The organism is Mycobacterium innocens (assembly GCF_900566055.1).
Classification (GTDB): domain Bacteria; phylum Actinomycetota; class Actinomycetes; order Mycobacteriales; family Mycobacteriaceae; genus Mycobacterium; species Mycobacterium innocens.
This window is the reverse complement of record NZ_UPHQ01000083.1, coordinates 1-12,612: the sequence shown is the minus strand read 5'-3', so window position 1 is coordinate 12,612 and position 12,612 is coordinate 1. Positions and strand designations below refer to the sequence as shown.

10 protein-coding genes and 2 pseudogenes are annotated in these 12,612 nt (G+C 65.1%); 7 read left to right on the top strand and 5 right to left on the bottom strand.

Annotated features, from left to right (window positions below; translation table 11 throughout):
• Nucleotides 1-878: PE family protein (locus tag EET03_RS09830; protein ID WP_136625672.1), on the bottom strand; the 878-nt coding region annotated here is incomplete at its 3' end.
• A 553-nt stretch (nucleotides 879-1,431) separates the two neighbouring features.
• On the opposite strand from EET03_RS09830, the pseudogene EET03_RS09825 reads away from it, so the two are divergent.
• The 5 genes and pseudogenes from EET03_RS09825 to EET03_RS09800 form a co-directional block, all read left to right on the top strand.
• A pseudogene (locus EET03_RS09825) lies at nucleotides 1,432-2,571 on the top strand (HNH endonuclease signature motif containing protein); the annotation flags it as partial.
• A 517-nt stretch (nucleotides 2,572-3,088) separates the two neighbouring features.
• The gene (locus EET03_RS09815; protein WP_244232295.1) at nucleotides 3,089-3,376 is read left to right on the top strand and encodes a transposase; all 288 of its coding nucleotides are present in this window, start codon (nucleotides 3,089-3,091) and stop codon (nucleotides 3,374-3,376) included.
• Nucleotides 3,373-3,678, top strand: a complete 306-nt coding sequence (locus tag EET03_RS09810) for a ribbon-helix-helix protein, CopG family (RefSeq protein WP_075544553.1) — start codon at nucleotides 3,373-3,375, stop codon at nucleotides 3,676-3,678. Before EET03_RS09815 ends, EET03_RS09810 begins: the two co-directional genes overlap by 4 nt.
• A 100-nt stretch (nucleotides 3,679-3,778) precedes the next feature.
• Nucleotides 3,779-4,249, top strand: a pseudogene (locus EET03_RS31310) (HNH endonuclease signature motif containing protein); the annotation flags it as partial.
• 39 nt (nucleotides 4,250-4,288) lie between these two features.
• The gene (locus EET03_RS09800; RefSeq protein ID WP_208649029.1) at nucleotides 4,289-4,927 is read left to right on the top strand and encodes a phosphotransferase-like protein; all 639 of its coding nucleotides are present in this window, start codon (nucleotides 4,289-4,291) and stop codon (nucleotides 4,925-4,927) included.
• 9 nt (nucleotides 4,928-4,936) lie between these two features.
• Here EET03_RS09800 and EET03_RS09795 read toward each other — a convergent pair whose 3' ends face one another.
• Nucleotides 4,937-6,583, bottom strand: a complete 1,647-nt coding sequence (locus EET03_RS09795) for an acyl-CoA synthetase (RefSeq protein WP_075544551.1) — start codon at nucleotides 6,581-6,583, stop codon at nucleotides 4,937-4,939.
• 177 nt (nucleotides 6,584-6,760) lie between these two features.
• On the opposite strand from EET03_RS09795, the gene EET03_RS09790 reads away from it, so the two are divergent.
• Complete coding sequence (locus tag EET03_RS09790; RefSeq protein WP_063472605.1) at nucleotides 6,761-7,417, top strand: DedA family protein; 657 nt, start codon at nucleotides 6,761-6,763, stop codon at nucleotides 7,415-7,417.
• Here the strand turns inward: EET03_RS09790 and EET03_RS09785 are convergent.
• Together EET03_RS09785 and EET03_RS09780 are read right to left on the bottom strand one after the other, a co-directional pair.
• Entirely contained in the window at nucleotides 7,414-8,424 is a 1,011-nt protein-coding gene (locus EET03_RS09785; RefSeq protein ID WP_082274856.1) for a glycosyltransferase family 2 protein, read from the bottom strand. The two genes, EET03_RS09790 and EET03_RS09785, sit on opposite strands and share 4 nt — an antisense overlap.
• A 221-nt stretch (nucleotides 8,425-8,645) precedes the next feature.
• Nucleotides 8,646-9,251: a TetR/AcrR family transcriptional regulator gene (locus EET03_RS09780; RefSeq protein WP_075544549.1), complete on the bottom strand. Its 606-nt coding sequence runs from the start codon at nucleotides 9,249-9,251 to the stop codon at nucleotides 8,646-8,648.
• A gap of 150 nt (nucleotides 9,252-9,401) precedes the next feature.
• Here EET03_RS09780 and EET03_RS09775 point away from each other — a divergent pair, with 150 nt between their 5' ends.
• A complete protein-coding gene (locus EET03_RS09775; protein WP_075544548.1) occupies nucleotides 9,402-9,830 on the top strand; it encodes an anti-sigma factor antagonist in 429 nt (142 codons plus the stop codon).
• 68 nt (nucleotides 9,831-9,898) lie between these two features.
• Here EET03_RS09775 and EET03_RS09770 read toward each other — a convergent pair.
• Nucleotides 9,899-12,612 (bottom strand): arylsulfatase (locus EET03_RS09770; RefSeq protein WP_136625671.1); only part of this gene is annotated, 2,714 nt, incomplete at its 5' end.

The following is a 12,612-nucleotide window of genomic DNA, read 5'->3' as shown; positions in this document are numbered from 1 at the left end:
CCGCCAGCACCGCCTACCCCGCCGCTGCCGAACCAGCTGGCTGCCCCGCCGACTCCGCCAGCCCCACCACCACCGGTGAGATCACCGGCACCACCGTGTCCGCCGAAACCGCCGTTGCCGAACACACCTCCAACCCCGCCGACACCACCGACCCCGCCGGTGGTGCCCGCCGCTCGGGTACCACCGACACCGCCGGTCCCGCCGCTGCCGATGAGCCCGGTGGCACCGCCGACACCGCCGACACCTCCTACTCCACCAGCGGCTGCCGCGCCGCCAGCCCCACCGGTGCCACCATTGCCCAGCAACCATCCGCCGGCCCCACCGGCGCCACCGGGGCCACCGTTCCCCGCTACCGCATCCCCGCCCTTCCCGCCGATCCCGCCGTTGCCGAACAGCCCCGCGGCTCCGCCAGCACCACCGACCTGACCCGACGCGCCGGAACCGCCGTTACCGCCGTTGCCGAGCAAGAGCCCGCCCGGCCCACCGGGAGCGCCGGTGCCGTCGGCGCCGTTGGTGCCATTGCCGATCAGCGGGCGGCCGAGCAGCGCCTGGGTGGGCGCATTGATCAATCCCAGCAACTGTCCCAAGGGTGACGTGCTGGCCGCCTCGGTGGCCGCATACGCGCCGGCACCCGCAGTCAACGCCGCCACGAACTGCTCATGGAACGCCGACATCTGGGCACTGAGGGCCTGATAGCCCTGCGCGTGCGATCCGAACACGGCCGCTATCGCTGCCGACACCTCATCCTCGGCCGCCGCGACTATCGCCGTCGTCGGTAACGCTGCAGCCGCATTGGCGGCCGTGAGCACAGAGCCGATACCCGCCACGTCCGACGCCGTTGTCGCTATCCATTCCGGCGCCGCCACAACAAACGACATGTGCAACCTCCCGATAGGACAACACAACGGTTGCCAGGGACCATGAGGGACCTTTGAGCACTCGGCAGCAAAGATCCTATCCCCGCAGCGAACACCTCGAGGGCTTTTGAGGCAAGGCGAGTCGCGGTTGGCAGTGCCGCCAGATGCTGTGGTCAACGTCCGTCGGAGGGCCGCACGATGATCACCGGCCGGCGCACCGGTACTGCCCAAACCAGCAAACATATCCGGCGTGCGTGGCTGCCGCTGGTAGGTACCCGGGTCCGAACGCACCCCGTCACAGACGATGGCGCTCCCGGTGCCGAGGGAACCCACTGCCGTCGCGTGCCCGCCGGACCGATAACAGGCAATTCGATTGGGAGACAAGACCTCTCGCAGACACTCCGCTTCGCCAAGCGATCGGCGACGTTCGGCAGGCCGCGGCACGCACCTCGCAGGCAAGCACAACTCGCAGCGTCGCTACTCAGCGCAAAAGAGTTATCCACAGTCGGAGGTTCATCCACAGTAATGCCGCGGACCCGAGAAATCGTCGGACCCCAGCGGCATAATCGAAAGCATGTTCGAGCCCCGCGGCGCATCGTCTGCGGATTTGGACGAGCTCACCCCGGAGCAATTGGTCACGGCAATCGAGTCCACCTATCGGGAGGAGTCGGCCCTGACCGCGCGCCGTCTCGCCGCAATAGCGGCGCTGCTGCGCCACCGAAGCGCCGCCGAACGCCGCGACCCGGATTTGGCCTACGCGACCATCGACGGGGCTGAGCAGACCTGCGCCGAGGTAGCGGCGGCGTTGAATGTTTCTTCGGCGGCTGCCGCATACCAGGTGCACTGCGCGGAGATGCTCGATACCCGGCTGCGCCGGATCGGAGCGCTGTTGGCCGAGGGCAGAATCGATTGGCGCACAGCCCAATTGATCATCAGCCGCACTGATCTGGTCAATGACGACAAGCTGATCGCCAGGCTCGATCAGTCACTTGCTGCACGAATCAGCAAGTGGCGAGGGTGGTCGCGCCAGCGCATCGTCAACGCCATCGACCGGCAGGTGCTGGCGATCGATCCCGACGCCGCCCGGGAGCGTCGACGTCGCGCCGACGACGAACGCGAGATCGGTATCACGCCGCATCCCGACGGCATGGCCGAGCTGTGGGGCATCGTGACCGGCGCAGACGCCACCGCCTTCGACGGCAAACTGTCGCAGTTGGCAACGGCCGTGTGCCGCAACGACCCCCGTACCCTGGCGCAGCGTCGCGCCGATGCGCTCGGAGCGCTGACCGCCGGTGGGCCCCTGGCCTGTCGATGCGGATCGAGCGACTGCCCGGCCCGGCCCGGTGGAGCAGCCGCGCCAACTGGCGCGCAGGTCCTCGTCAACGTCGTGGCCACCGCCGATACGCTTTCGGGTAGGAGCCAACAACCCGGATACGTCGAGGGCTACGGCGTCATCGACGCCGACCTGGTCCGCGAACTCGCGGCCTCGGCGACCCGTCGCCTCATCGTGGACCTACCCTCCGAAGCCGACGCTTTGACCTATCACCCATCGGCCGCCCTTGACCGCGCAGTCCGCTGCCGAGATCTGACCTGCCGATTTCCCGGATGCAGCCGACCGGCGCGGGTCTGCGATATCGATCACACCATCCCGTTCAACCACACCGACCCGGGCGCCGGTGGCCTGACGGTGCTCGACAAGGTGAAATGTCTGTGTTGCACAATGGAATTCGCTGGTCATGCTGCGTGAATCACGACAGAGCGGCCCGAGGGTACTGAGGCGTCGTTAATCTACCCACCGGCCAGGAGCCCGGTTGCGCACTGTTGGCAGAATGACGGACGCGGTCGTGCCGGCCAGGTCCAGCGCTGGCGCTGGGGGCTAATCGGTGGCGGAGGGGTGGCCGAGACCCGCGTAGCCACAGGGTGCATTTCTCGGTGTCGACGACGTACCAGAGTTGCCCGCCCCCTGTTGGCCTCGTGTTGCCATTGCTTTATGGCGACACCGCGGTGCACAACACTGGCGAGCCGGTCTACGAGCGGGTGATGTCGGCCCATCGCCACCGGTTTGTCCGGCCGGGCACGCAGTTCTTGCCACGCCTTCGCGGTATTGGCCGGCGCTTGCTGGCATAGCGCCTCCCAACCCTTTACCGTTTCACTGGTGGCAAACCGCCGCTCCGGTCGGTAACCGCAGGAAAACAGAGCCAGATGCCATACGTTTGTAATACACTGGCCTAGTGACCGAGTTGCATTGGCCGAGCGACGCGGTGACCCATATGTGGGACAAGCACCGCACCACAGTTGAGATGGCAACCGAGGCCGTCAACGATCCCGACGTGGTGGGGTTTATCCCCGATCCCAAAAGCCGCTCGGGCAAAAGTAGCCGGTTCATTGGATTCTCGCCGACCGCAGACCGAGTGCTCGTCGTCATCGTCGTTAGCCACGAGGACCGGCAATACGGTGCAAACTGCTGGCCTGCCAACCTCACCGACCAGAGCACATACCGGGAAAGGAACAACCAGTGAACAACGAGCTCAGCCACCTGCTCAACGAGGCGCGCGAGTTGGAAGCCGTCGACAGCTCTGAATACACCACCGCGTCGGCCACCCACCCCAACCGCGAAAAGGCCCAAACCCTTACCGTGCGCCTAACCGCCGATGAGATGACCCGGCTACGCGCCGCTGCCGCGGAACGCGGCCTACCGGTATCGGCCGTGGTGCGCACAGCCATCGCCCACGAACTGGCGCCACAACGCGACGACGGGACCCGCGCACTTATCACCGCGCTGCATGATCACAACCTCACTGTCGTCAGAACGGCGAAGTGACTGCGGCGCAATGGTTCACGGTCAAGCCCGGCGTGTCGATGTCCTTAGCCAGCCGACTGACAGGTGATCCCGAGTCGAGGGGGTAGATTCCCGACTCGCGAGTAATCTCAAGTGTCTGTGCCGAAAACACCACCGGCTGAAGACATTTCACAGCGGCATCGCCGGATGGCGGGACGAGCAGCTGCCCGACGGCGTCGTGATCTGGACATCGCCGACCGGCAAGACATATCGAACGGTACCCGCGGGTGCCGAGTTGTTCTCGGATCCGGCGCCGCGCCGATCTCGGACCCGGGCCGACGAACGCGCCGCGCGGATCGCGCGAGCACGCAACCGCAATCACGTTCAACGCCGCGTCAACACCGCCGAACGAGAGTTGCGGCAGGCACGGAAAGCAGAGATCGAAGCACGCAAGTTTCGAAACCACATGCGCGACATGCTGTTTCTCTTCAAGGGCGAACCGAGCACCAGCCCGTTTTGTACCTGGGTGAATGATCCCCGCGAACCCGAGGAACTCCCATCGCACTGGCGACCACCGCCGGTACCCCCAGTGCCCGACGATCCACCATTTTGACGAGCAATAACCCGAACCTGGCGGTACCCTCATTCGGCTATGGCAGCTATGACTGAGACGGCACAGGGCAAGCTCATCATTCTCAACGGCGGATCCAGCGCGGGAAAGACGTCACTCGCCTTGGCGTTCCAAGACTTGGCCGCCGAATGCTGGATGCACCTGGGGATCGACCTGTTCTGGTTTGCACTGCCTCCCGCGCAACTGGACCTAGATCGAGTGCGGCCCGAGTACTACACGTGGGACAGCGTGGTCGAAGAAGACGGCCTGGACTGGTTCACCGTGCATCCTGGTCCGCTGTTGGATCAGGCCATGCATGCCCGCTACCACGCCATCCGGGCCTACCTGGACAACGGCATGAACGTGATCGCCGACGAGGTGATCTGGAAGCGGGAGTGGCTGGTGGACGCCCTCCGGGTTTTCGAGGGCTGCACAGTCTGGTTGGTGGGAGTCCATGTCTCCGACGAAGAGGGTGCTCGCCGGGAGCAAGAACGCGGCAACCGCTACCCCGGCTGGAACCGGGGTAGCGCCCGCGCCGCACATGCCGATGCCGAGTACGACTTCGAACTGGACACCACGGCCACCCCGGTCCAGGTGCTGGCCCGAGATCTGCACGAGCGCTACCGGGCCTGCCGCGAGCCCACCGCCTTCAACCGGCTACAAAAACGCTTTCTGTCTTGAGCCGACGCGTTAAAGTTTTTGTGTCACTTGATCTTTGGCCCAGCGGTAATCGGCCTTGCCCGACGGTGAACGTTGCACCCGGCTGCAGAAGACAATTTCCTTTGGAAGCTTGTAGCGCGCAATGTGGCGCGCGGCCTCGGCGATGATGCTGTCCGGGTCGGCATCCCGGCCCGGCGCCAATTGGACGATCGCGACGACTTCGCTTCCCCACCGGATGCTGGGACGACCAGTCACCACGACGTCGTACACAGCGGGGTGCTCGGCAATCGCGGCCTCGACCTCCTCGGCAAAGATTTTCTCCCCGCCGGAGTTGATGGTGACCGAATCACGGCCGAGCAGCTCAATTCCGCCATCGGCGGCCCAACGGGCCCGGTCACCGGGAACCGAATGGCGAATCCCTTCGATGACCGGAAATGTTCGCGCGGTCTTCTCTGGGTCGCCGAGGTACCCGAGCGGAATCAGACCCTGCTGAGCCAACCAGCCGATTTCGTCGTCCCCCGGCGACAGGATCCGGGTCATGTCTTCGCTGACCACCACCGCGCCCGGGTTCGGAGCAAACCGGCCGGAAGCACCCTGCAGGCGAGTGGACACCTGGCCCATCTGTGACCCCGACTCCGAGGACCCACCTGCGTCCAGGATCGCCAGTTGCGGCAGCAATTCCACGAAGCGCTGCTTGATCGGTGCGCTGAGGGTCGCACCGCCGGTGACCAGAATCAGTAGCCCGGACAGGTCGTAATCGCCGAACTCGAGTTCGTCGATCAACGGCCGTCCGAAGGCGTCGCCGACAATTGACAGCGACACCACCTGTTCCCGGCTGGCCAGCGTCCACACTTCGGCAGGATCGAAGTGGGTAGTCGTCGGCGCCATGACAAACGTCCGTCCACCACACAGGTTGATGAATGCCGCCCACTGCGCCGCGCCGTGCATGAGCGGCGCCGCCGTCATCGAGCCCGGCCCGTCCGGCCGTGACCGCTCGACGATCTCCTGCAGGCTGGTGGCCATTTCGCCGGTGCCAAAAGCCCGTCCGCCCATTGCGTTCATGTAGATGTCGTGCTGACGCCACAGCACCGCCTTGGGCATTCCGGTGGTGCCACCGGTGTAGAGCACATAAAGGTCGTCAGGCGACGGGGTCACGTCGAGCGGCTCGTCGGACATCCCGGACATCGACGCCAACAGTTCCTCGTAGCGCACCGCCCCCGGCAACGGATCGTTTCCCGAATGGTCGTCGACGTGGATCAGGCGCGGGCGGCGGTCGTATCTCTCCAAGGCCTCACCCAGCGTCGGGCCGAACCGTGCGTGGTACATGACGGCGTCGGCCGTGGCATTCCCGAGCAGATACACCAGTTCGTCGGCAACATAGCGGTAGTTGACATTGAACGGGGCAACCCGGGCTTTGTAAGCCCCGATCATCGCCTCGAGGAACTCGTTACAGTTCGCCATGTACAAACCGAGGTGGCTTTGTCCCGATTCGTATGGTGCCAACTCGGAGCGTTCCCGACGAACGCCGAGCCCCCACCGGTGTAAGGCGCGGGCGAAACGGCGGGCGCGTTCGTCGGTCTGCGCGTAGGTGAATCGCCGGTCCCCGAACACGATGCAGTCGCGATCCGGATTGGCCGCCGCCACCGCCGAGAACACCTGAGCGATGTTGAATTCCACTAACGGCCTCCTGGCGATGTGACGGCCGAATATACGCCCTCGGGGGCCCCTCCCGTCGGGAGCGTCGACGGCACCCGGTTGCGCACTCCTGGGGCAGCTGTGACGACAAATACGGTGCCGCCCGGTCACCAGCCTCGTTGCACGGCGCGGTGAGCATGCGTCAGGCATCCTTTAGCAATGGATGTGGAAGCGCTGCTGCACTCGATCCCGCCGCTGGCCGTCTACCTGGTAGTGGGCGGCGTGGTCGGAGTCGAGAGTCTGGGCATTCCCCTTCCCGGGGAGATCGTGTTGGTCAGCGCGGCGCTGATGTCGTCGCATCACGATCTGGCCGTCAACCCGGTCGGTGTTGGCGTTGCCGCCGTCATCGGCGCGGTAGTCGGTGATTCGATCGGTTACTCGATCGGCCGCCGATTCGGCATGCCGCTGTTCGACCGGCTTGGCCGGCGGTTTCCGAGGCACTTCGGCCCCGGACATGTCGCGCTCGCCGAGCGGCTATTCAACCGCTGGGGAGTTCGCGCGGTGTTCTTCGGTCGCTTTATCGCGCTGCTGCGGATCTTGGCCGGGCCGCTCGCCGGCGCCTTGAAAATGCACTACCCACGATTTCTGGCCGCCAATATGTCGGGTGCCATCTGTTGGGCCGGTGGCACCACCGCGCTGATCTACTACGCCGGGATGGCGGCGGAACGCTGGATGCAGCGCTTCTCCTGGGTCGCGCTGGTCGTCGCCATCGTGGTCGGGATCATCGCGGCAATCCTGCTGCGCGAGCGCACATCGCGGGCGATTGCCGAACTCGAGCAGGAGCACTATCGCAAGGCGGACACGGCGGCCCGTTAGGCGACGAGCCGGTGCCCCGCCGCGGCTGCCGGGCGACGAGCAGGCACGCCACCGGCAACCGCGGGCAACCGCTCACCACTGGGTAGTGCGCGTGCGCGACGGCGCAGCACTCCATTACGCTTGCCGCGCAGTTCGGCACGCAGCTTCGACAGCGTCAATTGATGGTTCTCGCCGTCGAAGAAGAACCGCATTATGCGAAGCGGGAAATAGACCAGCGCGAGTACGGACATCACCATAAGCGCGACGTTACTTTTGACGCCGTGCAATTTAGTCGTCCTGATGTAGCGAGTGATGTACCAGTAGGCATCGCGCACCGTGCATTCCGCCCGGCGGCAGGACAAACCGCCCACCAGTCCGGGGTCGTATCCGACCTCGAATCCGTTCTTGAATAGCGTGATCGCCAGATCGATGTCCTCGTGCAGCCGGTCTTCGGGATCCAGCTGGGTGAGGTGACGAATCGCCCGCCACGCGGACGCGCGGATTGCCATATTCGCTCCGTAAAGGAACCGCTGATCCTTGCCGCTGCGATGCAGTGTCCGGCGGACCATGCGCTCGAAAACGAGACCGAGCGCGGGAAACGGCATGTCGTAGTAGAAGACCGGCCCCGAGACCGCGTCGAGGCCCGGGTCCTGAAAGCGGGACCGAACCGTCTCGACCCAGTCATGGGGAGGAATGGCGTCGGCGTCGATCCGGGCGATCACGTCACTGCGCGCATTGTCAAACCCATAATTGCGAGTCGGAATAACGCCCTGATGTTCGGTTTGATGGAGCAGGCGTATGTCGATATGCGGGTTCTCTTCTTGATACCGTCGTACGATCGATGCGGTGCCGTCGGTCGACCGATTGTCGACCACAATGATCTCGTCTGGCGGCGATGTTTGACGAATGGACGCCGCCACGCACTTGGCAATAAAGCGTTCTTCGTTATAGGCGGGAATAACGATTGCCACCGTATGAGACGATCCCGCCACTGGCCGAGATTCCAGGCCGACGCCCACAATAGCCATGTGGTTTCCTCATACTTCGCTTATCGGGCGCCGGCGCATCGTTAGCCAGGGCGGGGTCTTCGCGCGGGAGATAGCACCCGCATGCTCTCGTCCGCATGCCCGTCGCTGTCGTGTCCGGTGCGCAACTCAGTCGCTTCGCACTTACTATAATTAAGTACAACTATTTGTCAATGCAATGATTGCATAAGGCAATTATCTGCCTGGCCGACAGCCGGCGAACGCTAACCGACCGCTTCGGATTGGGGACGATGCTGTTCGATGAGAACGCGAGCCATCTTCTGCGCACGGTGAGCCGCTTCGGCGTCCCCGACGGCCGCCATGATGATGGCGCCCTTCATGAGGATGTGCCACGACCAGGCGAAATCCTCCACGTCGAGGAGGCCGGCTACCACCGCACGTTTCCGCACGATGTCACGCACATGGTCGATATGGGCGACGCAAGCCTGGCCGACAGGATGATCACGCCCCAACTCGAGCAGCACATTGATAAACGAGCAGCCTTCATACCCGTCGCGACTTTGGAACCAATCGTGAAGCACGTCGAAGATCGCCAGCAATTGTTCCTCGGGGGTGTTGCCCAGCTCGCGCGAGTGTGCGTCGATCAGACCGTAGGTCCAGAGTTCTTCGCGCCGCTGCAGCACCGCCAGCACCAGGTCGTTTTTGGTCGCGAAATGCCGGTACAGCGTGGCCCTGGCCACACCCGCCCGCTCGATCACCTCGTCGGTGCCTACTGCCCGGACACCGCGCCGGCTGAACAGTTCGTAGGCGGCCCCCAGGATGCGCTCACGAGCAGGTGCAGCCGGCGTGGCGAACTCCGGTATGGCCATAGCGAGCCCTAACCATACTCTCAGACCCTAGATGTAGACAGACCGACCTGTCTCGTTATACAAATGAGACCTAATGACGAAGTCTGTCTTCAGACGCGCAGGACGGGCATCCATCGCGGCGCTGCGGCGCCAGTCGATTAGGAGTGCGCCATGAGCGTGGTTACAGCAGAACCGATCACCCCACACCTGATGCTCAGCACGCGGCTGGTCAGCGAGTTGGGCGACCCGCGGAGCACCTTGCGGGCGACCACCGACCGCAACGGAGCGGCGGTGTTGATACAAGCGGGCGGCGAGGTCGACGCCTGCAACGAGCACACCTGGCGCCAGCTGATCACCGAGACGGCCACCAGCGTCCCCAGGTCTGGGTTGTTCGTCGTCGACGTCACCGGCTTGGATTTCATGGGCTGTTGCGCCTACGCCGTGTTGGCCGACGAGGCCGATCGGTGTCGTCGCCGCGGCGCCAAGCTACGCCTGGTGACCCCGCAAACGACTGTCGCCCGAATCGTGGCGGCCTGCGGGTTCAACGACTTATTGCCCGTGTACCCGACGGTGGAGTCCGCTCTGCGGCCGAGCTGGTAGTCCAAGCAGCTCCGGACGTCGCGCGCGTCATGCCGGGATACCGACCTGCATGCGCGGGGCCCCCGCGTTCACCCCGCGGCGCCCCGGCCGACAGCTTGTACGGCCGCGTGCTCGTGCAGCGCTCTCTCGGCTTCCTCGCGCACCGGCTGCAGGTCGAACACCACCTCGCGGATGGTGCCGGTGAACGGGTATGGCGCCTTGTCCTCGTAGGCTCGGTCGACCACCAGGCCGTTGTCGCAGCCGATGTCCATCCCGGCGTAGGAGGAGAACGCCAACGGCACGGTTTGCGGCATGTCGCCTTCGCCGATCAACTCGTCGTCGGCCCACAGCGTGACGCGGCCGCCGGATCCGGGGACGGGCTGGGTGGACTCGAAGAGCATCTTGACCGTCACGTCGCCGGTGGGGATCGGCTTGGTGGAGACCTGCCGGTAGGTTTCGACGCCGAGCATGGAGTAGGTGTGGTGCAGCAACTGCTGCTCGTCGACCCAGAGACCGAACCCGCCGATGAAGTCGGCGTTGGCCACGACGACGCCCTCGGCACCGCTGTCGGGCAGGTGTAGACGGGCTTCGATGGCGTAGGACCGGCCGTAGATGCGCGGGATCATGCCGCGCTGAATGTTGTGCACGTCGCCCTTGAACGAGAAGCGCGTGACGGTGGGCATCGGCGGCAGCTGGCCGAAGACCACCGCCAGGCCGCCCAGCAGCGGCAGCACCCGGTTGCGTTCGGCTTCTTGCCACCACAGCCGGGTCAGTTCTGCGACCTTGTCGGGATGCTGCGCGGCGACGTTGTGGGCCTGCGAGAAGTCGTCGGGCAGGTAGTACAGCTCCCAGACGTCGTTGTCGGGGTCGTAGCTTCCGGGCGCGAAGCGCTGCAGGGTTTGCGGGGAGAAGTCCCATGGCGCCTTGTCCAGGCGGGTGCACGCCCACCAGCCGTCCTGGTATATCGCCCGGCTACCGAACATCTCGAAGTACTGCACGCTGTGGCGTTCGTCGGCGGCGGGGTCGTCGAAGGTGTGCAGGAAGCTGGTGCCGTCCATCGGTTCCTGGTCGATGCCGTCGACGCTGGTCGGCTCGGGCAGGCCGACCGCCTCCAGCACCGTCGGTGTGATGTCGATGCAGTGCGTGAACTGGTCGCGAATTCGCTTGTCCGGCTTGATCCGACCGGGCCAGGCAACCACCATCGGATCCCGCGCCCCGCCGAGATGGCTTGCCATCTGCTTGCCCCATTGGAACGGTGTGTTGTTGGCGTGCGCCCAGGCCGAGGCGAAGTGCGGGGCGGTGTGCTCGTCACCGAGCGCTTCGATTCCGCCGTACTGCTCGATCAGCTGCAGCTGGTGGTCGGCATCGAGGACGATGCCGTTCAGAAAGGTCATCTCGTTGAACGACCCGGTGAGGGTGCCCTCCATGCTGGCGCCGTTGTCACCCCAGATGTAGAAGACCAGCGTGTTGTCCAACTCGCCCAGGTCTTCGACGGCGTCCAGCAGCCGTCCCACGTTCCAGTCGGCATTCTCGGAGAAGCCGGCGAACACCTCCATCTGGCGGGCGTAGAGCTTTTTCTGGCTGTCCGACAAGCTGTCCCAGGCAGGGAAAAGGCTTGGCCGCTCGGTCAATTCGGTGTCCGGCGGCACGATGCCGAGCTTCTTCTGACGGTCCAGCGTTTCCTGCCGGTAGACATCCCAGCCGTCGTCGAACTCACCCTGGTATTTGTCGGCCCACTCCTTGAAGACGTGATGGGGGGCGTGGGTGGCGCCGGTGGAGTAGTACATCATCCAGGGTTTGTCGGTGTCTTGGGCCCGCACGGCGTGCAGCCACTCGATGGCCTTGTCGGTGAGGTCGTCGGGGAAGTAATAGGGCTTGCCGGCCCCGCCTGCCGACCCCTGCGGTACTCCGAGCACCGAGTTGTCCTGGGTGATGATTGGGTCGTACTGGCCGGCGGCCCCGGACAGAAAGCCCCAGTAGTGGTCGAATCCCCAACCCAGCGGCCAATTGTCGAACGGGCCAGCGGCGCCCTGGACGCTGTCGGGAGTCAGATGCCACTTGCCGAAACCGCCGGTGGCATAGCCGTTGTCACGCACTATCCGCGGCAGCGCCGCGCAGCTGCGCGGCTTGACCGACGAGTAGCCCGGGAACGGACCCGGATACTCCGCGATCGACCCGAAGCCGACGCGGTGGTGGTTGCGTCCGGTCAACAGCGCCGCCCGGGTTGGCGAGCACACGGCTGTGACATGGAATCTGTTGTAGGTCAAGCCATTCTGCGCAACACGGGTCAACGTCGGGGTGCGGATCGCGCCGCCGAAGGTGTCCGGGCCGCCGAATCCCGCGTCGTCGATCAGCACGATCAGAACGTTGGGCGCGCCCTCCGGCGCCTTCGGCCCCGGAACGATCGTCCAATCACCCACCGACTCCGCCATTGTGCGGCCCATCACGCCACCGAATTTGCGGTCCGGCAGCGGCAGCCGGGTGCGGTCCGGGTTGAACTTGCCCATCGCCTCGGTCAACGCCGACTCCAGCCCACGAAGCGTCGACTTGTCCAGTTCGGCAACCGATTTCATCGGCGACGAATCCAGCGCCTGCTCGACGGCGAGCCGGCTGCCTTCAGGCAACACGGCGATTACGACTGCCGTGCCGGCCGACAATGCCTGGCCGATCTTGTCGCCGAGACCGGTCTTGAGGCGGTGGTCGGCGAATGTGCCCGCCAAGGCACCGGCTGCGGCACCGACCGCTGCCGACGCCAGCAACGCCGGGGCGAACAGCCCGACCGCCAGACCCACCCCCACACCCC